This is a genomic window from Hymenobacter sp. YC55 (assembly GCF_029433095.1).
In the GTDB taxonomy this organism is placed as follows: Bacteria; Bacteroidota; Bacteroidia; order Cytophagales; family Hymenobacteraceae; genus Hymenobacter.
The window spans coordinates 953,962-978,518 of record NZ_JARNTX010000001.1; the positions used below are offsets into that span (position 1 = coordinate 953,962).

The 24,557-nt window shown below is 54.0% G+C and carries 19 protein-coding genes; 11 read left to right on the forward strand and 8 right to left on the reverse strand.

All coding sequences use genetic code 11. The annotated features are described in order from the left end of the window. Positions 1 to 47: 47 nt before the first annotated feature. From P1X16_RS04115 to ftsZ, 11 genes are all read left to right on the forward strand, one after another. A complete protein-coding gene (locus P1X16_RS04115) occupies positions 48 to 794 on the forward strand; it encodes an FtsL-like putative cell division protein (RefSeq protein WP_277226589.1) in 747 nt (248 codons plus the stop codon). Then, positions 778 to 3,225 (forward strand): penicillin-binding transpeptidase domain-containing protein, encoded by a 2,448-nt coding sequence (locus tag P1X16_RS04120; protein WP_346771231.1) that lies wholly within the window; start codon positions 778 to 780, stop codon positions 3,223 to 3,225. The genes P1X16_RS04115 and P1X16_RS04120 overlap by 17 nt, the downstream gene beginning before the upstream one ends. A 97-nt stretch (positions 3,226 to 3,322) precedes the next feature. After that, a complete protein-coding gene (locus tag P1X16_RS04125; protein ID WP_277229449.1) occupies positions 3,323 to 4,771 on the forward strand; it encodes a UDP-N-acetylmuramoyl-L-alanyl-D-glutamate--2,6-diaminopimelate ligase in 1,449 nt (482 codons plus the stop codon). A 108-nt stretch (positions 4,772 to 4,879) separates the two neighbouring features. Further along, positions 4,880 to 6,100 carry a phospho-N-acetylmuramoyl-pentapeptide-transferase gene (gene mraY / locus P1X16_RS04130; protein WP_277226590.1) on the forward strand — a complete coding sequence of 407 codons (1,221 nt, stop codon included), beginning with the start codon at positions 4,880 to 4,882 and terminating at the stop codon, positions 6,098 to 6,100. Between the two features lie 98 nt (positions 6,101 to 6,198). Next, entirely contained in the window at positions 6,199 to 7,560 is a 1,362-nt protein-coding gene (gene murD / locus P1X16_RS04135) for a UDP-N-acetylmuramoyl-L-alanine--D-glutamate ligase (RefSeq protein ID WP_277226591.1), read from the forward strand. A 67-nt stretch (positions 7,561 to 7,627) separates the two neighbouring features. Then, positions 7,628 to 8,806, forward strand: coding sequence for an FtsW/RodA/SpoVE family cell cycle protein (locus tag P1X16_RS04140; protein WP_277226592.1), 1,179 nt, complete (start codon positions 7,628 to 7,630; stop codon positions 8,804 to 8,806). 60 nt (positions 8,807 to 8,866) lie between these two features. Next, complete coding sequence (gene murG / locus P1X16_RS04145; protein ID WP_277226593.1) at positions 8,867 to 10,009, forward strand: undecaprenyldiphospho-muramoylpentapeptide beta-N-acetylglucosaminyltransferase; 1,143 nt, start codon at positions 8,867 to 8,869, stop codon at positions 10,007 to 10,009. A gap of 13 nt (positions 10,010 to 10,022) precedes the next feature. Continuing rightward, entirely contained in the window at positions 10,023 to 11,465 is a 1,443-nt protein-coding gene (gene murC, locus P1X16_RS04150; protein WP_277229451.1) for a UDP-N-acetylmuramate--L-alanine ligase, read from the forward strand. 34 nt (positions 11,466 to 11,499) lie between these two features. After that, the gene (locus tag P1X16_RS04155) at positions 11,500 to 12,213 is read left to right on the forward strand and encodes a hypothetical protein (protein ID WP_277226594.1); all 714 of its coding nucleotides are present in this window, start codon (positions 11,500 to 11,502) and stop codon (positions 12,211 to 12,213) included. 95 nt (positions 12,214 to 12,308) lie between these two features. Then, positions 12,309 to 13,703 carry a cell division protein FtsA gene (ftsA, locus tag P1X16_RS04160; RefSeq protein WP_277226595.1) on the forward strand — a complete coding sequence of 465 codons (1,395 nt, stop codon included), beginning with the start codon at positions 12,309 to 12,311 and terminating at the stop codon, positions 13,701 to 13,703. 81 nt (positions 13,704 to 13,784) lie between these two features. Continuing rightward, positions 13,785 to 15,296: a cell division protein FtsZ gene (gene ftsZ, locus P1X16_RS04165; protein ID WP_277226596.1), complete on the forward strand. Its 1,512-nt coding sequence runs from the start codon at positions 13,785 to 13,787 to the stop codon at positions 15,294 to 15,296. A gap of 258 nt (positions 15,297 to 15,554) precedes the next feature. Here ftsZ and P1X16_RS04170 read toward each other — a convergent pair whose 3' ends face one another. From P1X16_RS04170 to P1X16_RS04205, 8 genes are all read right to left on the reverse strand, one after another. Beyond that, positions 15,555 to 16,706 (reverse strand): acyltransferase, encoded by a 1,152-nt coding sequence (locus P1X16_RS04170; protein WP_277226597.1) that lies wholly within the window; start codon positions 16,704 to 16,706, stop codon positions 15,555 to 15,557. Between the two features lie 82 nt (positions 16,707 to 16,788). Then, positions 16,789 to 17,874, reverse strand: a complete 1,086-nt coding sequence (locus P1X16_RS04175) for a cytochrome c peroxidase (protein ID WP_277226598.1) — start codon at positions 17,872 to 17,874, stop codon at positions 16,789 to 16,791. Between the two features lie 198 nt (positions 17,875 to 18,072). Beyond that, positions 18,073 to 19,137 carry a cytochrome c peroxidase gene (locus P1X16_RS04180; protein ID WP_277226599.1) on the reverse strand — a complete coding sequence of 355 codons (1,065 nt, stop codon included), beginning with the start codon at positions 19,135 to 19,137 and terminating at the stop codon, positions 18,073 to 18,075. 18 nt (positions 19,138 to 19,155) lie between these two features. Continuing rightward, positions 19,156 to 19,983 carry an MbnP family protein gene (locus P1X16_RS04185; RefSeq protein ID WP_277226600.1) on the reverse strand — a complete coding sequence of 276 codons (828 nt, stop codon included), beginning with the start codon at positions 19,981 to 19,983 and terminating at the stop codon, positions 19,156 to 19,158. 215 nt (positions 19,984 to 20,198) lie between these two features. Beyond that, a complete protein-coding gene (locus tag P1X16_RS04190; RefSeq protein ID WP_277226601.1) occupies positions 20,199 to 20,726 on the reverse strand; it encodes an NAD(P)H-dependent oxidoreductase in 528 nt (175 codons plus the stop codon). 162 nt (positions 20,727 to 20,888) lie between these two features. After that, on the reverse strand, positions 20,889 to 21,644 hold the full coding sequence (locus tag P1X16_RS04195; protein WP_277229453.1) for a succinate dehydrogenase/fumarate reductase iron-sulfur subunit: 756 nt from the start codon (positions 21,642 to 21,644) through the stop codon (positions 20,889 to 20,891). A 206-nt stretch (positions 21,645 to 21,850) separates the two neighbouring features. Then, entirely contained in the window at positions 21,851 to 23,785 is a 1,935-nt protein-coding gene (locus P1X16_RS04200; RefSeq protein ID WP_277226602.1) for a fumarate reductase/succinate dehydrogenase flavoprotein subunit, read from the reverse strand. A 12-nt stretch (positions 23,786 to 23,797) separates the two neighbouring features. Next, a complete protein-coding gene (locus tag P1X16_RS04205; RefSeq protein ID WP_277226603.1) occupies positions 23,798 to 24,475 on the reverse strand; it encodes a succinate dehydrogenase cytochrome b subunit in 678 nt (225 codons plus the stop codon). Between the last annotated feature and the right edge of the window lie 82 nt (positions 24,476 to 24,557).

The window sequence follows — 24,557 nt, forward strand, 5'->3', positions numbered from 1 at the left end:
ATGACATCTTCTGCGTTCTGCGCAGCAACCAACTTTAAAGCAACCGAGTGGCAACCAATACTGTAAAACCCGTCGCTAAGCAGCCTCGCACCAACGCACCTCGTGCTGTGGTGCCAGAGTTTGTGGCTGCGCCTGAGCCGGTAGTGATGCCGACACCCGAGCCAGAGTTCAAGAAACCGCAACCCGAGGTGAAAGCACCTCGACCGCAGCGCCCGGTTGGGCCGCGCAGCTCTTGGAGTGTGTTCACGCTGTTGGAGCGTGTTACGCGCATGGACGGGCTGTTTCGGGAAGGGCTGCCCGTGCGCTACCTGCCACACGTGCTGTTCGTGATGTTTCTGATTCTGGTGTACATCGGCAACACGCACTACGCCACCCGGATGAACCGCGCCATTCAGAAACTCAAGCTGGAAACCGAGGACTTGCGTGCCGACTACACCACCCTAAAGTCTGACTACATGGAGGCCAGCAAGCAGAGCGAGGTAGCCCGCAAGGTGGCCGCCTATGGCTTGATTGAAAGCTCGTCGCCGCCATTCCGCATCGAGGTGCCTTCTGGCCGCCTCGACGAAGCTTCCCTAGACTTAGTGCCGATCCTGACCGCCGACTCGTTGGCGGCTCGCGCCTTGCGCGATTCGCTACGCCACGCTGTGCCCGTAGCGCCCATCGACTCGTTGAACATTGAAGTAGGTGCGCCGCCCGTGCCTATCGGGACGGATGCCACCGGCGAGCCGGCGACAGAACACCCGGCCGCTTCCCAACCTGCTAACAGCACTCGTCGCAATGAAAGGAAGCGTTAAAAAATCCATCGTAACCCGAGTACGGCTGGCGTTTTTGGGCGTCTGCCTGTTTTCGGCTGCCATTATCTGGAAGGTCGGCAACATTCAGTTCAAGGAAGGAGAGAAGTGGCGCGCCCTAGAGCAGGAGCGTCGCGTGGTGTACCAGCCCGTATTTGCTACCCGTGGTTCCATCGTGGCCGACGATGGCAAAAGCATCATGGCGACGTCGCTGCCTTTCTTTCGGGTGGCGTGGGACCCAAGCGTGGTGGATAAGCAACTTTTCTATAGCAAGGCCGATTCGTTGGGCTTACTCTTGTCACGGTTTTTCAGTGACAAGAGTCCGCAAGAGTATAGCCGCAAGCTGAAAAATGCGTACAGCTCGCACGTGCGGTATCTGCGTCTGAATTCGCGGCAAATCAATTTTCAAGAGAAGAAAGAAATTGCAGCTTGGCCCATCTTCCGGGCGGGCAAAAACAAAGGCGGCGTTATTTTCGAGAAAGTGGACAAGCGCTTCCGTCCTTTCGGCGGACTAGCGCAACGCACCATTGGCTTTATCAACGAAGACAAGAACGGGGCTGGCCTGGAGTTTACTTTCAACCGCCACCTAGCCGGCAAAGACGGCGAGGCATTGTTTGAGCGCCTGCCCGGCGGCAATAAGCCCATCTACGACGGCACCGAAATCAAGCCTATTGATGGCTACGACGTCAAGACGACGCTCGACATCAACCTGCAGGACGTAGCAGAAAATGCCCTCTACAAATCGTTGGTAGACAACAACGCGCAGTATGGCTGCGTGATTCTGATGGAAGTGCAAACCGGCGAAATCAAAGCCGTGGCCAACTTAGGCAAAGTAGACGAGGGCATCTACCGCGAGGACTACAACTACGCCATTGCCGACCAAGGCCGTACCGAGCCCGGCTCTACGTTCAAGCTAGCCTCGTTGATGGCCGTGCTGGAAGACAACCCCGAGATGAGCCTCGACGAGGTGGTGGATACCGGCAACGGCCGCATGTATATCGGTGGGGCCGTGAAAACGGACTCGCACGGCTACGGCAAGATTTCGGTGAAGCAGGTGTTCGAGAAGTCCAGCAACATTGGCGTGGCCGTGCTCGTAGATCGGCAGTTCAGCAAGAACCCCGGCAAGTACACCGACTATCTGAAACGGTTCGGGCTGCACAAGCCGCTCGGCTTCCAGATGGCCGGCGAGGCCCGCCCATACGTGAAAGATCCGCAGGACCGCTCTTGGAGCCGCACCTCGCTCACCACCATGAGCATCGGCTACGAGTTGAAGCTGGCTCCGCTCCAAACGCTGGCTTTCTATAACGCCGTGGCCAACGGTGGCGTGAAGGTGCAGCCCATCATTGTGAAGGAAATCAAGCAAGTGGACAAGGTGCTGGAGCGGTTCGAGCCGGTGGTGCTCAACCCAAAAATCTGTTCCGACGAAACCTTGGCCAAAGTGAAAGCCATGATGGAAGGCGTCGTGACCGAGGGTACGGCCCGCGGCATCCGCTCCGAAGACTACACCATTGCCGGTAAAACCGGTACGGCGTGGAAGTTCAAGAACGGCGCCTACACCCGCACGTATTCCACTAGCTTCTGCGGCTATTTCCCGGCCGACAAACCAAAGTATTCGTGCATCGTAGTAGTTGACTCGCCGAAGAAAGGCCGCATCTACGGCGCCGATGTGGCGGCTCCGGTGTTCCGCGAAGTGGCCGACAAAGCCATGGCGCGCGATGCTGCCAGCCAGCGGCCAGTGCTGGCCCGCACGCCTATCAATCGGGCTAAAACGCCGGTGGTACAAGCGGGTATGCAAGACGAGCTACGGCTAGTATTCGAGAAAATTGGGGTGAAAAACGAGACAGCAACGCCCGACGAAGATTGGGTACGGGTGCCTACCAAAGCCGACAGCGGCGCCGATGCCTTGGCGTTGCAGCCCCTTGCTGTACGTCCCGGCCGGGTGCCCGACGTGCACGGCCTGACGTTGCGCGATGCTTTGTTTCTGCTCGAAAATCGTGGTTTGCGGGTGCGGGCTATCGGGACGGGCCGCGTGAAAACGCAATCGGTGGAAGCTGGTTCGCCGGCACGGCGCGGCACTGTGGTTACGCTGGCGCTGCAACCCATTGGCCAGCGCTCCACGGCGGCACCGGCCCCATTGGTAGCGCCTGCCCCTAGTCAGCTCGCTGAGAACAAGCTACTGACCCCTGTAGATACCGATCTGGAGGCAAAAACGCGCGAGTTGGCGGCCAACGCCAAAGTTCGGTTAGCGGCCAGGAAAGGAGCGGTACCAGCTTCCAGCGAAGCAAAGAAACAAGAAGATAAAAAGCCAGAGCCTCGCAAAGCGGAAAGTAAGCCAACTGCTCCTGCCAAGCCCAAGCCGGCCGAACCCAAACCAACAAAAAGACCAACGCAGATAACGCAGCAAGCAACCACTGGCAAACCCAAGAAAGCCTAAAGCCACTAGTTGCTGCGTAATTCTTAGTGCCCTCTGCGGGCTAAAAACTCGACTCACCTTGTCAGACGATAAAGAAATAACGCCCCCTCTTTTCGCCCTGCTGGCCGATGTAACCGTGCAAAGTCAGCACGGCGCTACCGATGTGCCCGTGCAGGCTCTCACGCTCGACTCGCGGCAAGCAGCTCCGGGCTTCGTGTTCTTCGCGTTGCGCGGTGCCGCTAACGACGGTCACCACTTCATTTCGAATGCAGTAGCACAAGGCGTATCGGTTGTTATCTGCGAAAGTCTTCCTGCTTCCCTGGAGCCCGGCACCACCTACGTGCAGGTTCCCGACTCGGCCGAGGCAATGGCGCATGTGGCCGCGGCTTTCTATGGGCATCCGTCGCGGAGCTTGCAGCTGATTGGTGTGACGGGTACCAATGGCAAAACCACCTGCGCTACGTTGTTGCATAAGCTGCTGCGGGAGCTAGGCTACCACACCGGTTTGCTCAGCACAGTGCAGAATCAGATTGACGAGGAAGTGATTCCGGCCACGCACACCACGCCCGACGCTATTCGGCTGAACGAACTGCTAGCCCGCATGGTAAAAGCGGGCTGCACGCATGCCTGCATGGAAGTTAGCTCGCACGCGGTGGTGCAGCATCGTACCACGGCACTTCGCTTTGCGGGTGGCATCTTCACCAACCTCACCCACGACCACCTCGACTACCACGGCACTTTCGACAATTATCTGAAAGCCAAAAAAGGCTTTTTCGACCAGTTGCCGAAATCGGCCTTTGCCCTCACCAACGCCGACGATAAGCGTGGGCTGGTGATGCTGCAAAACACGGCTGCTCGCCGCGAAACCTATTCCTTGCGCGGCGCGGCCACTTTCCGGGGCAAGCTGCTCGAAAACGCGGTGCATGGCCTGTACTTGGAGGTAGATGGCCGCGAGGTGCAGTTTCGCTTAATTGGAGTATTCAACGCTTACAACCTGTTGGCCGTGTATGGCGCGGCCGTGTTGCTAGGCGAAGACTCGTCGGAAGTGCTGACGGTGCTGTCGGGGTTGCTGTCGGCGCCTGGCCGCTTCGAGCCGATTGTCTCAGCGAAGTCCCACGTCACGGGCATCATCGACTACGCGCACACGCCTGATGCGCTGGAAAACGTACTTGATACCATTGCCGATATCCGTCAGCCGAGCCAGCAGGTAATTACGGTAGTGGGCTGTGGCGGCAACCGCGACGCTGGCAAACGCCCAGTCATGGCCAACCTCGCCTGCCAAGGATCCGATCGGGTAGTACTCACCGCCGACAATCCGCGTTTCGAAGACCCGTTGGCTATTCTCGCTGAAATGCAAGCCGGCGTCAAAGCGCAAGATCTGGCCAAAGTTGTGACCATCCCCGACCGGCGCGAAGCCATCCGGACCGCCGTGCTCCTTGCCGGCCCCGGCGACATCGTGCTAGTAGCCGGCAAAGGCCACGAAACCTACCAAGAAGTGAAGGGCGTCCGGGCTGAATTCGATGATAAAAAAGTGCTGAAGGAGATGTTTGAACAACTTGGAAAATAAGGAGCCATTAACCGAAATCTGCAAAAACACAACGCTTGCTTGACCTTAAAAAACTGGAATCTTTGCAGCTTGCCCGTTTCTTGACTGCAATCTGCTAACCCCGCGCTCATGCTGTATTATCTTTTCAACTATCTCTACAAAGTGCACCACATACCCGGAACGGGCGTGTTTCAATACATTACGTTCCGGGCAGCACTGGCGGTAGTTACCTCTCTCATTATTGCACAATTCTTCGGCAAACCTCTAATTCGGGTGTTGCAGCGTGCCCAGATTGGAGAGACCGTACGCGACTTGGGGTTAGAAGGACAACTAGCGAAGAAGGGAACGCCAACCATGGGCGGCCTTATCATTCTGCTCGCTATTCTAGTGCCAGTGCTGCTGTTTGCCAAGCTCGATAATATCTACATCGTGCTTATGCTGCTCAGCACGGTTTGGCTTGGGCTGATTGGCTTTGTCGACGACTATATTAAGGTAGTTAAGAAGGATAAGGAAGGCTTAGCCGGCCGCTTCAAGATTATGGGGCAGGTAGGTCTTGGCCTCACGGTGGGTTGGGTGCTGTTTTTCTCCAACGACGTAACCGTACGCCAATATCTGCTTCCCAACGGCCAGCTCTCGGCCGTGGATGCCAGCACAGTGTATCAGGATGTGAAGCTGATGATTACCACGGTGCCCTTCCTGAAGAACAACGAACTGAACTACGGCGACCTGTTTGCCACAGCCGGCGACTTTTTCAACGAGTATTACGCCTTCTTCTACATCCCGATTGTCATCCTCATTATTACGGCCGTCAGCAACGGTGCTAACCTCACCGACGGCCTCGATGGGCTGGCAGCGGGTACTTCAGCCGTTATCGGGACGACGTTGGCAATTTTCTGCTTTGTAAGTGGTAACGCGCTACTGGCCGACTACCTCGACATCATGTTCATTCCCAACTGCGGCGAGCTGGTAATTTTCTGTACCGCTTTTGTGGGAGCCTGCGTGGGGTTCCTGTGGTACAATTCGTTTCCGGCGCAGGTGTTCATGGGCGACACTGGCTCGTTGGCTATTGGTGGCATTATTGCCGTGCTGGCGCTGATTGTTCGCAAGGAACTACTGATTCCGGTGCTGTGCGGTGTGTTTTTGGTGGAAAGCCTGTCGGTGATGCTGCAGGTGAGCTACTTCAAATACACGCGCCGCAAGTACGGCGAAGGCAAGCGCCTGCTCCGCATGTCGCCGCTGCACCACCACTACCAGAAGCTAGGCTACCACGAGTCCAAAATCGTGTCGCGCTTCTGGATTGTGGGCATCATGCTGGCCGTCCTGACCTTGGTTACTTTGAAATTGAGATAAATAAGTGAATTGCTAAATGGCTGGTTGACCAGCTTCATCTTACAACCCGAGTGGTCTGAGTTCAACAAGCGGCCATTTAACAATTCAGCAAGCAACCCATGCATATAGTAGTATTAGGAGCGGCCGAAAGTGGAGTAGGAGCTGCGCTGTTAGCGCAAGCCAAAGGCCACTCTGTGTTCGTATCCGATAAAAGCCCGATTCAGCCGCAATACAAGGAAAAGCTGGCGCAAGCCGGTATTCCCTTCGAAGAAAACCAGCACACGCTAGAGGAAGTACTGAAGGCGCAGGAAGTAATTAAGAGCCCTGGCATTCCGGAGAAGGCGCCCGTCATTCAAGCCCTGCGCGAGAAAGGCACGTCCATAATTTCAGAAATCGAGTTTGCGGGTCGCCATACCGAAGCCAAGTGCATCTGCATCACCGGCACCAACGGCAAAACCACTACCACGCTGCTGACTTATCACCTGCTGAAAGAGGCTGGCTACAACGTGGGCTTGGCCGGTAACGTGGGCTACAGCCTCGCCGAGCAGATTATCGAGGATAAGTTTGATTACTATGTGGTAGAGCTAAGCAGCTTCCAGCTCGACGATACCTACCATTTCCAGCCTTGGGTTTCGGTGCTGCTCAACATCACGCCCGACCACCTCGACCGGTACAACTACTCGTTGGCCAGCTACGCCGAATCCAAGCTGCGTATCATGCGCAACCAGGATAGCAACGGTTATTTTATTTACAACGCCGACGACGAAAACATCCAGCGCTACTTCCAGGCGGCCCTTCGCTCGGTTCAGCAGCTACCGTTCAGCCTCCACCACCGCTCCGACTACCAATTAGGAGCCTATTACTTGGACGAGGAAAACATCTTCGTGGATTTGAAGCCCGGCTACCCAAGTGAAACCGAAAAAGTTAGCACTGCAAGTTCGCCGCTTATCGGTCAGCACAACCGCCAGAATATGATGGCAGCCGTGCTTTGCGCCCGCATAGCCGGTGTGGAGACTAGTAAAATTGAAGCAGGATTAGCCACCTTCCACAACGCCGACCACCGCTTGCAACCCGTAGGCGAAATCAACGGCGTCCGCTTCATCAACGACAGCAAGGCCACCAATGTAGAAGCGGCTTGGTATGCCCTCGACGGTATCAAGCAACCTATTATCTGGATTGCAGGCGGCACCGACAAAGGCAACGATTACACCACGCTCTTGCCACTGGCGGAATCGAAAGTGAAAGCCCTCATTTGCTTGGGTGTCGACAACGAAAAGTTGCGCACCGTTTTCCAGTCCGTGGTTCCTTTTTTAGAAGAAACCCAAAGCGTGACAACCGCTGTGCGCCGCGCCACTGAGCTAGCCCAACCCGGCGACGTTGTCTTGCTTTCGCCCGCTTGCGCCTCTTTCGACTTGTTTAAAAACTACGAAGACCGGGGCCGTCAATTTGCTGCTGCAGTTAGGGAGTTAGAGAAACAGTAGGCTTTGCTTTAACCTCATCCGCTTAATATCAATCACCGAACCACCATTTCACAACTCCTTATATTATATGGACATCGTCAAAAACTGGCTGCGGCAGAACTTGAAAGGTGACCCAGTACTGTGGGGCATCGTGATTTTGTTTTCGCTGATCAGTATCGCTGTGGTGTACTCGGCCACTGGTACGCTGGCGTATAAGCAGCGCGCTGGCAATACCGAATACTTCCTGCTCAAGCACACCGGCCTGATCTTCGTGGGGCTGGCCTTCATGTGGCTAGCGCACCGCATCGATTACCGCTACTATTCGCGGCTGTCGTTGTACGCGCTACTGATTTCAGTGCCGCTGCTGATATTCACTTTCTTCATGGGTTCGAATATCAACGAGGCGTCGCGCTGGCTTACCATTCCGGTTATCAACCAAACCTTCCAGCCCTCCGACTTAGCCAAGCTAGCTTTGATTGCGCACGTGGCCTCTATGCTAAGCCGCCGCCAGCAGAATGTGCAGGACTTCAAAACCACGCTGCTGCCCGTAATGCTGTGGGTTGGCTTGATATGCGGCATCATCATTTTAAGTAACGCTTCTACGGCCCTGCTGCTATTTGCAACCTGCCTGTTGTTGATGTTTATTGGGCGCGTGCCACTCAAGCAGATGGCCGTAATGGTGGCTATTGGCGCAGTAGTGGGCGGCGTAGGTCTAGCCACAGGCCAACGGATGAAAACGGTAATTTCTCGCATCGAGAACTTCACCGACAAAAGCAAGCCGGTGCCTTTTCAGCTAGAGCACAGCTACATTGCCATTGCCACGGGCGGTGTGACGGGCAAAGGCCCCGGCAACAGCACCGAGCGTAACATCCTGCCGCACCCATATTCCGACTTCATCTTTGCCGTTATTATCGAAGAGTACGGTATGGTAGGCGGCGCGTTTGTAGTCTTTCTGTACTTAGCCTTTCTCTATCGAGGGCTACTAACGGTTGTTAATAGTTACGGCGCCTTTGGCGGCCTGCTTTCGGCGGGCCTCACCTTCAGTTTGGTGTTGCAAGCCATGGTGAATATGGGCGTGGCCGTGGGGCTAGGCCCGATTACGGGCTTGCCGTTGCCACTGCTGAGTATGGGCGGTACGTCGCTCATTTTCACGGGTATCAGTATCGGTATCATCCTAGCCGTTAGCCGCGGGGAGCGGGAAATTCGCCCGGTAGCCGGCGAGCCCGCCGACACAGCTCGGATACCGAAAGTATCATCGTACGCTTAGCCCAACTAGTTCTTCTAAACCCAAGTAGTACGCGCTGCGCCATCCTGCGAGAATCAAAAAATGCCCCACAAGAAGCCCCATACTGCCTCAAATTCCTTACGAGTCATCATTAGCGGTGGCGGCACGGGCGGGCATATCTTCCCGGCAGTAGCTATTGCCAATGAGTTGCGCCGTCGCCAGCCAGATGCTGAAATCCTGTTTGTAGGCGCCAACGGCCGCATGGAAATGACGCGCGTACCTGAAGCTGGCTACGAAATAGTGGGCTTGGACATTGCCGGCTTGCAGCGCCGACTTACCCCTCAGAACCTGATATTTCCTATTCGGGTAATGCGGGCCGTTCGCAAGGCGGGTAAGCTAATCGAGCAATTTCGGCCCGATGTGGTGGTAGGGGTGGGAGGCTATGCCTCGGCGCCGGTACTGCTGGCGGCCACTTCGCGTGGCATTCCTAGCCTTATTCAAGAGCAGAATTCTTATGCTGGCTTAGTAAATAAGTTGCTGAGTCGTCGCGTCAACAAAATTTGCGTGGCCTACGACGGCATGCAGAAGTTTTTCCCGCAGGAAAAGCTAGTGCTCACCGGCAACCCCGTTCGTACCGAAATAGCCAGCGGCAACCGTGTGGAAGCACGTCAGTTTTTCGGCCTCGCACCAGATCAGCCCGTGTTACTCGTAATAGGAGGGAGTCTCGGGGCCCGTACGCTGAACCAAGCTACCGCTGCGGCGCTGCCGCGCCTTAAAGCGGCCGGTGTCCAGCTGCTGTGGCAAACCGGTAAGCTGTACTATCCTGAAGCCTCGCAGCAAGCCGCTGCCTTCGCCGCCGACAACTTAAAGGCGCTGGAATTCGTGCAGCGCATGGATCTGGCTTACGCTGCCGCCGACGTGGTGGTCAGCCGGGCCGGGGCGCTGTCCGTGTCAGAGCTGTGCCTCACAGGCAAACCAAGCATTCTGGTGCCTTCGCCCAACGTGGCGGAAGACCACCAAACCAAAAACGCCATGGCGCTGGTCCGCAAAGACGCTGCCCTTTTGGTATCGGATGCCGAAGCGCCTGCCAAGCTCTACGATACGGCGCTGGCACTGCTCCAGAACTCCACGCAGCAACAGCAACTAGCGGCCCAGGTGCGGCAATTGGCCCGTCCCGCTGCTACTACCACCATTGTCGATGAGCTGTTGAAGCTGGTTGGCAAAGCCCAGGTTCATACTTCTTAATTCTATACCCGTCATTGCCTTGAGTTCCGTCGCCGCATTTCCTTACGTCTACTTCCTCGGTATTGGGGGCATTGGCATGTCCGCGCTGGCGCGCTGGTTTAAAGCCAATGGGCACACCGTAGCGGGCTACGACAAAACCAGCACGCCCCTGACCGAGGCCCTGGTGGCGGAAGGCATTGCCGTGCATTACGAGGATGCCGTAACAAGTATCCCGGCGGCTGTGCGCGAGAATAAGGCGCAAACGCTGGTCGTGCTCACACCCGCCATCCCGAAAGACCACCAAGAGTGGGCTTGGCTGCGCGACAACGGCTACGACATTCGCAAGCGCAGCCAGGTACTCGGTGTGCTTACGCAAGGACACCGCACCATTGCGGTAGCGGGCACCCACGGCAAAACCACCACGAGCAGCATGGTGGCGCACTTGCTCCACCATGCCGGCGTACCGTCTGCCGCCTTTCTCGGGGGCATCTCCGTGAACCTAGGCTCGAACGTGTTGCTGCCACCGGCCGACAATCCGGATGTGCCCATCGTGGTGGAAGCTGACGAATACGACCGGAGCTTCCTGACCCTGCACCCCAACATTGCCATTGTAACCAGCACTGACGCCGACCACCTCGACATCTACGGTAATAAAGATGCGCTAGTAGAGTCGTTTCGGCAGTTTGTGGGCCAGATTCAGCCCGGCGGTACGCTCATCATCAACCACACCGCCGATGCTAGCGTAGCGGCTGCCGTACCCACTGGGGTCCAAGTCATCCACTATGGCCTCACTCCTGAACAAGGGCCCGAACTGTACGCTACGGATATCACGGCGCAAGGGCACCAATTTCGTTTTGCGCTGCATGGGCCACAAGGAGTAGTCGATGATTTGGAACTAGCGGTGCCCGGCTACCACAACGTAGAGAATATGCTGGCAGCCGCTTGCGTGGCCCAACTTGAAGGCGTAAAACCTGAGTTACTACAAGCTGCCGTGGCGGCCTACAAGGGCGTCAAGCGGCGGTTCGAATTTATCGTAACGGCCGGGTCGGCTGAGCAGCCGAAAGTATATGTGGATGATTATGCTCACCATCCACGCGAAATCGAAGCATTTCTACGTTCTCTGCGGGCGCTATACCCGGGGCGGCAGCTGCGGGTTGTGTTTCAGCCCCACTTGTTCACCCGCACCCGCGACTTTGCTCCTGGCTTTGCCGAGAGCTTAAGTTTAGCTGATGAAGTGGTCCTGATGGATATCTACCCGGCTCGGGAGTTGCCCTTGGAAGGGGTGACCTCCGAATTGATTTTGTCCCAAATAACGGCCCCTCAAAAGTCGTTGCAAACGGTAGACAAAATTTTGGCAAATGCTGGTATCGATTCTAATTTCGACGTACTCGCAACAGTTGGGGCGGGGGATATCGATAAGTTGGTTCCTGATTTAAAGAATATTCTACATATTCGCTGGAATGAAGCTCAAGCGTAAGGTTCAAAATGTCTTATTTGCAACTAGTTGCCTGATGCTATTAGGTGGACTGGCGGTGTTTGCCGGCATACGGCAAGCCAACCGACCTGTTGGTCAAGTTATCGTCACGATCAGCAACGAGTTCAATAACTTCTTCATCAGCGAGCGAGAAGTAACCAGCCTCCTCACTCGTGGCGGCGAGGAACGCATTGAAGGCAGCACCCCCGACGGGTTGGATTTACCAGCCCTTGAAGCTCGCCTAAAAGCGCATTCTTTCGTAAAGGATGCCCAAGTGTACCGCGACTTGTCGGGCAACTTACACGCTGACGTTCGTCAAAACCGTCCTATAGCTCGTCTCGTTCACCCGAATACGCGTCTGGATTCCTACCTCGATGCCGACGGTCACAAGCTGCCCCTCTCGTCGTTATTTACGGCGCGGGTGGTGCCGGTGGCCCGGCAGAATGGCGCTCCGTTGGCGGCTTCCTTCTTTCAGGATTCCACTGGTCAGCGTTACCTCGAATTATTGCGCTATATTGATGAAAAACCCTTCTGGCGCGCCCAAATAGCTGAAGTATTCATTGCTGCCAACGGCAAGGTTTCCTTCACGCAACAAGTGGGTGACCAACGAGTAGAATTTGGCTTTCCCGAGAATATTTCGGAGAAATTCGCGAAACTGATGGTATTTTACCGTCAAATTCCACCGGCGCTAGGCTGGGATACGTACCACCGCGTCAACGTAGAGTTCAAAGATCAAATCATTTGTGAGTAGATTTTTCTGCTCCTGAGGCCCTAAAAAGCCTATTTTTGCCAAGTCACACCGCATCCAACTGCTATTTCCCCGCCAGCTTTACCCGACCCTTCCCCATGCAACACGATAAGATTGTAGTCGGCCTCGACATTGGAACCACGAAAATCTGTGCCCTTGTAGGCCGCAAAAACGAGTTCGGCAAACTCGAAATACTAGGTATGGGTAAAGCCGTGTCGGAAGGCGTAGTGCGCGGTATTGTGTCCAACATCGACAAGACGGTGGATGCTATTCGGCGCGCTATTCGGCAGGCCGAAGAAATGTCGGGCATCAATATTGGCGTGGTAAACGTGGGTATTGCCGGGCAGCACATCAAGAGCCTGCAACACAACGGCAGCATCACCCGCGCCTCCGCCGACAGCGAAATCACGCAGGAAGACGTGGAGCGTCTCACCGGCGACATGTACCGTCTCGTAACCCCGCCCGGTTCTCAGATCATCCACGTAATGCCCCAAGACTACAAGGTGGATTACGAGGAAGGCATTATGGACCCCGTGGGCATGTCGGGCGTGCGTTTGGAAGGCAACTTCCACATCATTACGGCGCAGAGCACGGCCATCAACAACATCAATAAGTGTGTTACCAAGGCGGGCCTGGAAATCGATAACCTGATTCTGGAGCCGCTGTCTTCCTCTATGTCCGTGCTGTCGGACGAAGAGAAGGAAGCTGGCGTGGCCCTGATTGATATTGGAGGTGGCACCACCGATTTGGCCATCTTCAAAGACGGCATCATCCGCCACGCGGCTGTACTGCCTTTCGGTGGCAACATTGTGACCTCCGACATCAAGTTGGGCTGCCAGGTGATGCAAAATCAGGCCGAGCAATTGAAGGTGAAGTTTGGCAAAGCCATTGCCGAGGAAGCTTCCGATTATGAAATCGTAAGCATTCCTGGCTTGCGCGATCGGGCACCCAAAGAAATTTCCCTCAAAAACCTGGCTTACATTATCGAGGCCCGGATGGAGGAAATCATCGAGTTGGTGTACGCCGAAATTCAGCGCACTGGCCACGCCGACAAACTGGCTGCCGGCATCGTGCTGACGGGTGGTGGTTCGCAACTCCAGAACCTGGTGCAACTCACCGAGTATGTAACTGGCCTCGATACGCGCATTGGCTACCCTAATGAGCACCTTGGTAAGAGCAAGATCGAGGCAGTTAAGTCGCCGATGTTTGCTACTACTGTAGGTCTCGTGTTGGCTGGCTACCGTTCACTCGACGAGCGTTTGAACCGCAACAACTACGAGCAGGAGCAACACATTCCGCAGCCAGCGCCGTATTACCAAGCACCAGCGCCTGCTCCGGCACCAGCACCAACTCCTGCCCCTAAACCCGTGGCTCAAAAACCTGCGGAACCCAAAGAGCCAAAGAAGCCATCTGGCGCTGGTAAGTTCTTCCAGGACATTATCAGCCGTACCAAAGGACTGCTAATTGACGACTTCGACGACACCAAGTACTAATCTGTTAAATGGTTGAATTGCTAAATGGTTGTCGTTGAACGACCAACAATTTAACCACACAACCATTTAGCCACCCACTTCATGAATTATAAATTCGACATCCCGGCGCAATCCAAGTCCATCATCAAGGTGATTGGCGTGGGTGGGGGCGGCTCCAACGCCGTCAACCACATGTTTGGCCAGGGCATAAAAGACGTAGAATTCGTCATTTGCAACACCGATAAGCAGGCCTTAGCTTCTTCGACGGTGCCAAACCGGCTGCAAATCGGGATGGACCTGACGGAAGGTCTTGGTGCCGGTGCCAACCCCGAGCGGGGCAAGCAAGCCGCCATCGAAAGCCGGGAGCAAATCCGCGAGTTACTCAGCAACGGCACCAAGATGGTGTTTATTACGGCTGGTATGGGCGGCGGCACCGGCACTGGTGCAGCCCCTGTCATTGCCAAAGTAGCCAAGGAGCTAGGCATTCTTACTGTAGGCATCGTGACGGCGCCTTTCATGTTTGAAGGCAAAAAGAAACGCCAGCAAGCTGAATTGGGTATCAAGGAACTGAGCGAAAACTGCGACACGGTACTCGTAATTCTCAACGACAAACTCCGCGAGATTTACGGCAACTTGCCTATCCGCTCGGCCTTCGCCAAAGCCGATAACGTACTGAGCACCGCCGCCAAATCCATTGCCGAAATTATTACGGTAACGGCCGATGTGAACGTCGACTTTGAAGACGTGAAAACGGTGATGAAAGACAGTGGCGCTGCCGTTATGGGCAGCAGCATCACGGATGGCGAGAACCGCGCCCGCCGTGCTGCCGAGGAAGCTTTGGCCTCGCCGCTGCTCAACAACACCGATATTCACGGTGCGCAACGCATTCTGCTCAGCATCATGTCTGGCGACCAAGCCGAACTGGAAATGGACGAGTTGACGGAAATCACCGAGTGCATCCAGGACAAAGCAGGCCAGAATGCCGAGGTTATCTTTGGCCACGGCATCGACTCTTCGCTGGGCCAGAGCATCCGCGTAACGGTAATTGCCACCGGGTTTGCCCGTGAGGCGCACACTATTACGGTAACTCCATCTACTACTCGGCAGCCAGAGCCTGAAGTAACCGAGCCCGACCCCCAAATCAATATTTTTGATAAGGATCGGCAGGAGTCAGTACCGAGTGCTCCCGTGGTTCCGTCATTCACGAGTGCTCCAGCGCCGCCACCGGCTCCGGTTTCTGCTCCTGAGCCGCAGCCCATAAAGTTTGATCTCGAGACGTCGCCTTACAATGCGCCTATGCCGCCCGTAGCGGCGCCCTCTTCGCCTGCTCCGGACCCGGTAGTGTATCAGGCGCCACAACCTGCGCCACCGCTGCCCGGCCGTCCGGCACTCGATGCCCGAGCTGAAGAGCGCCGTCGTCGTCTGCAGGAACTAAGCAATGGTTTATCCAACGAAGCTATCAAAGATCAGTTGGAGACGCCCGCTTACCTGCGTCGGCAAGTGAAGCTTGAGAACGTGACGCCCTCATCAGAGCGTAACATCAGCCGCTTCAACCTCTCCGATGACAATGAACTGCTAGGAGACAACCGTTTCTTGCACGACAACGTGGATTAGTTGCCGAATTTATAATAAACAAAAAGGCCGTTGAGATATCTCAACGGCCTTTTTGTTTTATGAAAGTCAAATATGTATTGCACCTACTTTAAGGATGCTTTAAAGAGTCTGCCGGTGGCGCTGTTGAGTCGGATGCTGGTAGGCGGTGCGGTAGGTCAGGCTCTCGGTCGGGGCTAAGCTGCCGAGTGGAGGACATAGTGGAGCACGAAACCAGCAAGGCTGATGCGCAAACTAGAAATAGCAGAGCAAGTAAGTGCTTCATGACACCTGGGCTGAGGGTAAGCGCTGCTGCGCAACCACTGGTTGGCGGCGAATCAGGTTATTAAGCGGCTGTTCTATAAGGTAGTGCAAGGCAATTGCCAGCAGATTCAACAGCAGGAAGATAGATATAAAACTTAACCACCTGTTTTCAAATGGGACAAGGTCGTGCACGAATTGCTGGACAACGCCAAAGTGAATTAGGTAGAAGATATACGAGCTTTTGCCTAATACCTGCAATAGAGCGCCCGACAGCAACTGGCGCAACCAAGTTTGCTCGGTGAGCAGCCCCGCAAACAGCACAATTATACCACCTGGCAAAGCCACATTATTGAAGGCTACGCCAAAAGGATGTTCTTGCCCATAAGCGTAAGGGCCCCGTATCAAAACCAGTCCAGCCAGTACAGTGATAATCAGCAAGCAGCCGAGACCAGTTAGCAAGCCAGGTATCGTGTAGTGGCGTATTTGGCCACGGCGGTACCAAAGAGCCAGTTGGATGCCGGCAAAAAACTCTACGCACCGCCCAAAGAAGGTGAGGAGGAGCATGAATTTGAAGTTGGCAAACAGCCCATAGTATCCAAGCGGACCGAGGAGCAAAACCAATCCGCAGCCGATTGCCAGCAAGGCGAATGGCATAAACCAAAGTCGAATCCGGCGCTTGAGTAGCAGCCAGAAGATAACTGGCGCCATCAGATAGAAGCATTCTTCGACGGTAAGGGTCCAGCCCTGCGGGATGCCTGAGTAGATGATAGACTCGAAGAAGCCGCGCAACAACAGTATGTTGGTTAGCACAACGGTTGAGTCCAGAGTGCCTTCCTGCTGATAGAGCCAGGCAAAATTGAGGCACGTTATCAGGAAAAACATCGGGTAGATGCGTGCAAAGCGGTTACGCAGGTACTGCTTCCACCAGGTGGTAGTAAAGCGAATGTTGTCGATGTAGCGCAGCGTGATTAGAAAGCCGCTGAGTACAAAGAAAACGGGTACACCTATGTGAAACTCTACTAGAAGATTATGCAGCAAAGGCAATGAGCCTTCTTGGGAGAAAGGGTTGAAGTGGTGCAAAAACACCATGTAGGCCGCTACGGCTCGAATGCCAGTGAATGCAGGTAAGTAAGAAGAAGCTCGTGTGGTTTGTGCAGCTAAAGGCGGCATAGAAATGAAAAGAGGAGATAAGGCTAGTGGGTAAGTTACCTCGTTTTCAGTTCTCGCAAATTCAGCTGAACAGAAGCTCCACCTAAAATGGATTGGAAAACCGTGGGTCCTGAATAAAAGTGGAGTCGGTGAGCGTTTTCAGGAAGGCAACCAGCTGCCGCTTCTCGGTAGTGGTAAGGCCAAGCTTGGTTCCGCCCGGCGTGTTGGAAAGGAGTAGAATAGGCTCGGCGCTGTTGGGGTCGATGTGTTCGTTGTAGTGGTCTACTATCTCCTCTAGGGTTTGAAAACGGCCATCGTGCATATAAGGAGCCGTCAGGGCAATGTTGCGGAGGGTGGGCACGCGAAACTTGCCTTGGTCGACCGCAATGCCCGTTACGCCGAAGCGGCCGAGGTCAGTGGCAAGAGGTAAGCCGTTGTTGAAGTACTGCGTCAGGCCGCCGGGGGCAGTGAAGTTGGTGGAGGTAAACAAGTAGTTATTGCCGTTGTGGCAATGGTCGCAGGAGCCGCCGCGGGCCAATATATTACCGCCCTCGCCAGGATGGTTGAAGAAGAGGACACGGCCCGCACGCTCATCAGCTGTCAACCGTGGCCCACCCGGTAGCAACGACTTTTCATAGCGCGTGTTCGAAGAAATTAGCGTGCGTTCGAATTGCGCCAGCGCCTTCAGTACGTTTTCTTCGGTGATGGTAGCAGAACCAAACGCGCTAGCAAACAGCGGCGGATATAAAGTAGTTTGCTGCAGTTTGCGCACGCCATCGGCTAGGCTCTGGTGCAATTCAACAGGATTTTCAATAGGTGTACGTGCCTGCTTCTCGAAGCTGTTAGCCGACCCATCCCAATTTAAATTAGGCTCCCAAAGCAAATTCACTAACGACATGGTATTGCGCTGGTGCGCTACGCCATCAACCCCAATTGCCCGAGCCCGACCGTCGGTAAAGGCTTTGCTTTGCTGGTGACAACTGCCGCATGACATAGAGTTGTCGCGCGAAAGGCGAACTTCATAAAACAGCTTGTGGCCCAGGTCCACGCCTTCCACGGTCATGGGGTTGTCGGTGGGCAGCACAACATCTTGGGGCAACTGCGTAGGCAGCGTCAGGTTGTAAGGTGTTGCTGGCGTAGTGGGGGGTACCGGCGGCTCAGGATCTTTCTTATCACAACTGGCAGCCATGAGGAGCAATACTCCTGATAGTAGCAAACTAAGATGTCGATAAGTAAAGTGGGAATACATAAGAAGAGGCAGGCTTATACTTCAAGATACTGATTTGCAACGCAACTAGAAGCCGTACCTGTAACGCCAGAATATAATGAGTTATTTGACTACGAGCAGCAGTTCAATTATAGCGTCTTGATTCTATGCTGCACGTAGCTACTGTTCGGCTAGCTGCGGGTCCTTTATAAATTGCTCGTCGGTGAGAGCGGCCAAAAAAGACAACAGACTCTGACGCTCTTCAACGGAAAGAGCAATACCAGGGCCCTGTCCCGCTCGCCGTAGTTGCGGGTCTAGAGTAGATGACTCAACCATGCCATGGTTGTAATGATCGAGCACTTCGGGTAGTGTATTGAAGCGGCCATCATGCATGTATGGTGCCGTAAGCGCCACGTTGCGCAGGCTAGGTACCTTAAAGCGTCCTGCATCGTGGCTGCTTCGAGTGATGTGAGCCCGCCCCGAATCCTGCGGGAAGCTGCGGTCCAAGCCATTATTGCGGAATGATTCGTCGGTGAATAGCTCGCCAGCGTGGCAGTTTCCGCACTTTTGACGCAGTACAGCTAGGCCACGCAGTTCCACATCCGTAAGACTGGCACCTGCTTCATGGCGCACGTAGTGGTCGTAACGGGAGTTGCTGGAGGTAAGCGACGCCGTGAACTGCGCCAATGCCCGTAGAAATTGATAAGAATCGATGGGGCCACTGCCGCCAAAAACCTGCGTGAACCGACGGCGGTACTCCGCATCGGCATTGAGCTTGCCAAGTACGTTATCCAGCGTTTCATCCATTTCCAGCGGATTCGTGATGGGAGCCAGCGGCATCGTTTCGATGTGTTTAGGTCCTCCATCCGCAAAGAAATTAGGTTTCCAACGCAGGTTTTGTAGCGCCGGAGTATTGCGAGCCCCTAGCTGGCCATCAACCCCTTGACTTAAATGGTGTCCTGCATCAGCAAAAGCCGAGGATTGCTGATGACAACTACCACACGAAACCTTGCCGGTGCGTGACAGACGAGGGTCATAAAATAGCTTACGGCCCAACTCGAATGCTGCATGCGTAGGCGGATTTTCATCTAATCCGTACACCGGCGCAGGAAAGTTACTAGGCAGTTGAGTGCCCGGTATTTGCTTGTTTGGCAGGACGTCTGTATCAGGTCGGCAACTCGTTGCGGCCAACCCCACTGTGCCTAAAAGGCTCCAAGCAGCTACAAGCAAGAAAGTAGATTTCACGGTCGTAACCTCAGCTACCTATTCACTATATTCAGTATCGACAGCACTGACTGTGAACATACCCGCCTTCTGGTTTTCAGCAATTTTTGCCGCATCAGGACCGCCCATAACGTTGTTAGAGGTATCGAACCGTATGGTTACTGGCCCTGTAAACATTCTAAGTACATCGGCCCGCACATGTACGCCCGGAGTCCGTGATTCTCGCACCTGAATGACTCTATTATTCATAGCTGGATCCGCTGCCTTTTCGTTTGCAGTGCCTCCAATGTGGAATATTAAGCCTCCATTGGGTGACTTGGTAGAGCGGCCTTCCAGCTTAGTGAAAATGTAACCTGTATCCCAAGTCCAAAACATGTCGCTGATAGCTAGGGCACCCGTTTGGGCACCTCCAGCATTACGTTCAGCATCCACGCCAATGGTAAATGTTAAGCTGTTGTAGTTGCCAACGGGCACATCAGGGATAGTGAACTTGAGGGAAGCGTCCCGGGCTTGATCAAGTAGGTAATAGCTTTCAGGCTGGATAAACTCCGTGCCATCTGCTTGTTTCAACTTGATGTTGGAAATGTAATAGCGAAAAACGCTAACCGTGAAGTCATCGCCAGAAGGAGTGAAGTAGGACGCCCTCCTGTTTAATACCAGTGGTTCGTCACCTACTACATTTTCAAACAGCAAGGTTACTTTACCCTTCTTATCAGTAGGGCTTGGTACGTCCGTGTCTTCTTTGCAAGCAGTAAAAACTACCGAAAAGGCTAGCAGGGCAAGCCAAAGGAGAGAAGGGAAATTTGCTTTCATCTTCAAGTGCTTTTCAGAAAAGTCATGTTCACGCCGGACTACAGGTTCCAGCATGTAACGCGGGCGTAGTAATTCTATGATGAAGCGAGGCCACTAAAACAGAGAGAATATTTCGAACTAGTAACCACCACCAAAATCTAGAAAGTGAAAACGCTGTGCTTTGGCACGATACCGTAATGCACCGAAAGAATAGGCTGAAGCCGGCTGGCTTGCTAGAATATTCAAAACAGCTCCACTAGGAAACAAGTGAAGCCACTACAAGAAAGTTCTCAGAACACTAACAGTTGTTCTACTTGCTCTTGTAGCAACTGCTGATAGAGAGGATGGTCGAGTGTGCCATCTTCTTTCAAGTATTTATCAATGAACGGAAGGCGTACGCGTGCTGGTAATACAGCCGTACCCAAGTACATAAGCACGTCGGATAGGTGACTTAGGGCCAGCAGGCCACCTTGGCCTCCGGAGGACAAGCCAATTAAGGCCGCTTTCTTTCCACGAATGCCACCAGGATAAGGTAAGCCATCTATGAACGTTTTGAGCACTCCCGGATACGAGCAGTTGTATTCGGGAACCACTAAGACCAACTTATCTGCCGCGCTGGCCAAATTAGCCAATTCGTTGAAGCCATCATGGTTGCCTACATTTCCATAGAGGGCCGAAACGCTCACGTCATCAGGTAGCAGAGCCAGGTCTAGTAATTGGCACTCTGCGTTTTCGTTGCGCAGCAAGCTTATGTATAAGTCGGCAATGCGCCGCGCCCGTGAGTTGGCCCGGTTGGTACCAGCAATGACTGTTATCATGGAGTCGAAGTAAAGAAAGAACGAAAATACGGACGGCAAACTGAGCAGTAAAACAGATCGTATGAGGCGTCAGCAGTTACGTCCCGGAGGAAAGTAAGGCAACAAAAAAGCGAAACGGTAGGCCGTTTCGCTTTTACAAATTTGTTGAACAACCAGCATTACCTATGCTAGGTTATTGGACGTGGCTTTAGCTGACAAGAATTCACGGTTCAGGATGGCAATATTTTCCAGCGAAATGCCAACGGGGCATTCTGCAGCGCAGGAGCCTATGTTGCTGCAAGCACCGAATCCTTCTTTGTCCATCTGCGCTACCATGTTTTCAACACGGGTTTTGCGCTCTACGTGTCCTTGTGGCAACAAAGCCAACTGGCTTACTTTTGCACTTACAAACAGCATTGCCGACGAGTTTTTGCAAGAAGCTACGCAGGCACCGCACGCAATACAAGTAGCTGCTTCAAAGGCACGGTCGGCAATTTCCTTAGGAATCGGAATTTCGTTGCCGTCGGGGGCACCACCCGTATTTACGCTTACGTAGCCGCCCGCCTGAATAATACGGTCGAATGCAGAACGGTCTACACTCAGGTCTTTGTTAATTGGAAATGCAGTTGAACGCCAAGGCTCGATAGTAATGGTATCACCATCACTGAACTTGCGCATGTGCAACTGGCAAGTGGTTGTACCTGCCTCCGGGCCATGAGCCCGGCCATTGATGAAGAGGTTGCACGAGCCACAAATACCTTCGCGGCAGTCGTGGTCGAATGCTACGGGCTCTTCGCCTTTGCGCAGCAAATCCTCGTTCAGAACGTCAAGCATTTCCAAGAACGACATTTCGGGAGAGATGTCGCGCACTTGGTAATCCACGATTTTGCCGGCTGTGGTGCGGTTTTTCTGCCGCCACACGCGCAGCGTGAGGTTCATTGGTTTGGCGTTGGGGTTACTTCCGGCCATTAGTATAGGGGGTCTTAGGGTCTTGGGAACGTAGGGTCTTGATTGGCATCATCAGCCCTAGGCCCTGGTCCCCGCAGTATTTATAATTGAAACAATTGAGGGGGAGATTAAGTGCGGACTAGAAGCTAAGGCTCCTAAAAACATACGCCTTCAGAAGCCTTAGCTCTATAAATCCACTACTTGTAGCTCCGCTGCGTGAGCTTCACGTTTTCAAACGACAGCTCTTCCTTGTTCAGGATTTCGGGCTTGTTCTCGCCGTTGTATTGCCAAGCAGCTACATAAGCGAAATTCTCGTCGTCGCGCAATGCCTCACCTTCGGGAGTCTGGTATTCTTCGCGGAAGTGACCACCACAGCTTTCGTTGCGGTGCAGGGCATCGTCAACCATAAGCTCGCCTAGCTCGATGAAGTCGGCTACGCGGCCGGCACTCTCCAGCATCTGGTTCAACTCCTGGTCGGTACCAGTCAGTTTCAGATCGGACCAGAACTCGCGGCGCAGCTTCTGAATTTCCTGCTTGGCGTGCCGCAGGCCTTCAGCGTTGCGAGCCATACCGCAGTATTCCCACATAATGTGGCCAAGAGCCTTGTGGAATTCACCAGGGCTGCGAGTACCGTTGATGCTCAGCAACTTGTTGATCCGCTCCCGTACTCCAGCCTCGGCTTCTTCGAAAGCCAAATGATTGGTGCTAACAGGGGTAGGAGGGGTCTGTGCCAGCTGATCACCGATGGTGTACGGAATTACGAAATAGCCATCAGCAAGTCCTTGCATCAAAGCCGAGGCCCCGAGGCGGTTGGCACCGTGGTCAGAGAAGTTGCACTCTCCGGTAGCGTACAGAGCAGGAATAGTGGTTTGCAAGTTGTAATCCACCCACAGGCCGCCCATCGTGTAGTGCACAGCAGGGTAGATGCGCATCGGCTGCTTGTAGGGGTCTTCGCCAGTAATTTTCTCATACATAGCGAAGAGGTTACCGTACTTCTGGCTTACAGAATCGGCACCAGTGCGCTTGATGATGTCGGCGAAGTCTAGGTATACGGCTAAGCCCGATGAACCTACGCCGCGGCCTTCGTCGCACATTTGCTTGGCATTGCGCGAAGCAACGTCGCGTGGTACGAGGTTACCGAAAGCAGGGTACTTACGCTCCAGGAAGTAATCCCGGTCTTCTTCAGAAATATCGTTTACCGTGATTTCGCCTTTGCGTAGGCGTTCAGCAGTTTCTACCGTCTTGGGCACCCATACGCGGCCGTCGTTACGCAACGACTCCGACATGAGCGTCAGCTTCGACTGGTAGTCGCCTGACACCGGGATACAGGTCGGGTGAATCTGGGTGAAGCAAGGGTTAGCAAAATAGGCTCCCTTTTTGTGGGCCCGCCAAGCGGCAGTGGCGTTGCAATACTTAGCATTGGTGCTCAAGTAGAATACGTTGCCATAACCACCCGTAGCTAGCACCACCGCGTGAGCCGCATGCCGCTCTATCTCACCGGTAATCAGGTTGCGCGTGATAATGCCGCGCGCCTGACCATCGGCCACCACCAGATCCAGCATTTCGGAACGGGTGTACATTTTCACCTTACCGTAGGCTATCTGGCGCGAAAGAGCTGAATAGGCGCCTAGCAGCAATTGCTGTCCGGTTTGGCCACGGGCGTAGAACGTACGGCTTACCTGAGCACCGCCAAACGAACGGTTGGCCAGCAACCCGCCGTATTCGCGGGCAAACGGTACACCTTGGGCTACGCACTGGTCGATGATGTTGACGGATACCTGCGCCAAACGGTACACGTTGGCTTCGCGGGCACGGTAGTCACCACCTTTGATTGTATCGTAAAACAGACGGAAAATGGAGTCACCGTCGTTTTGATAGTTTTTAGCAGCATTGATACCTCCTTGTGCAGCAATGGAGTGCGCACGACGAGGAGAATCGTGGTATGTGAAAGCCTTTACGTTGTAGCCTAGCTCCGCCAAGGAAGCAGCGGCTGCACCACCTGCCAAGCCCGTACCTACTACAATGATGTCGTACTTACGTTTGTTGGCTGGGTTAACGAGCTTAACGTTGAACTTATGCTTCTCCCATTTTTCGGCCAAGGGGCCTTCGGGAATTTTGGAATCCTGAAACATCAGCTAGGCAGATTAGGACTTGAAGATGAAGAAGTACAGCGGCATGGCTGCGAATCCAGCACAAACAATGATGGAGAAAGCGTAGCCGACTATTTTAATAACAGGCGTGTACTTGCGGTGGTTTAAACCTAACGTCTGAAATCCGCTGGCGAAGCCGTGGAGCAGGTGGTAGCAGAGCGCCACTTGGGCCAGTACATACAGTAGCACGTACCACCACGTCTGGAACGAGGTCATGACCACCCCATACAAATTCTTATTGTTCTGCGAGTCGAAAGGAAGCGGCTCGTAGTGAAAACGGTAGTAGAAGTTGTAGAGGTGCACAATCAGGAAAACCAAAATAATAGAGCCTAGCAGGCCCATGTTCCGCGACTTCCAGTCGCTGTTTTGCCCGATGTTGTCGACAACATACTTCTGATTGCCCCGAGCCGCTTGGTTGCGACGCGTCAGCACAAAAGACTCGTAAATGTGAAAGCCAAAGCCAGCCACCAATATGATTTCGGCTACCCGAATCAATGGGTTGGTGCTCATGAAGTGCGAGTAGGTATTGAAGGCTAGGCCTCCGTCGCCTTTGAAAAGTTGCAGGTTGCCAATCAGATGCACGACCAGAAACGAGCAAAGAAAAAGTCCGGTCACGGACATAATAACCTTGCGGCCAATGCTACTGGTAACCGTCTTGTTAATCCAACTCATAGAAGCTGCTAAAGGGGTTTGTTGAGGTCATTTGTAGCTGCCAAAGGTACATGGCAACCTAGTAGGAAACAATTGAAATAAA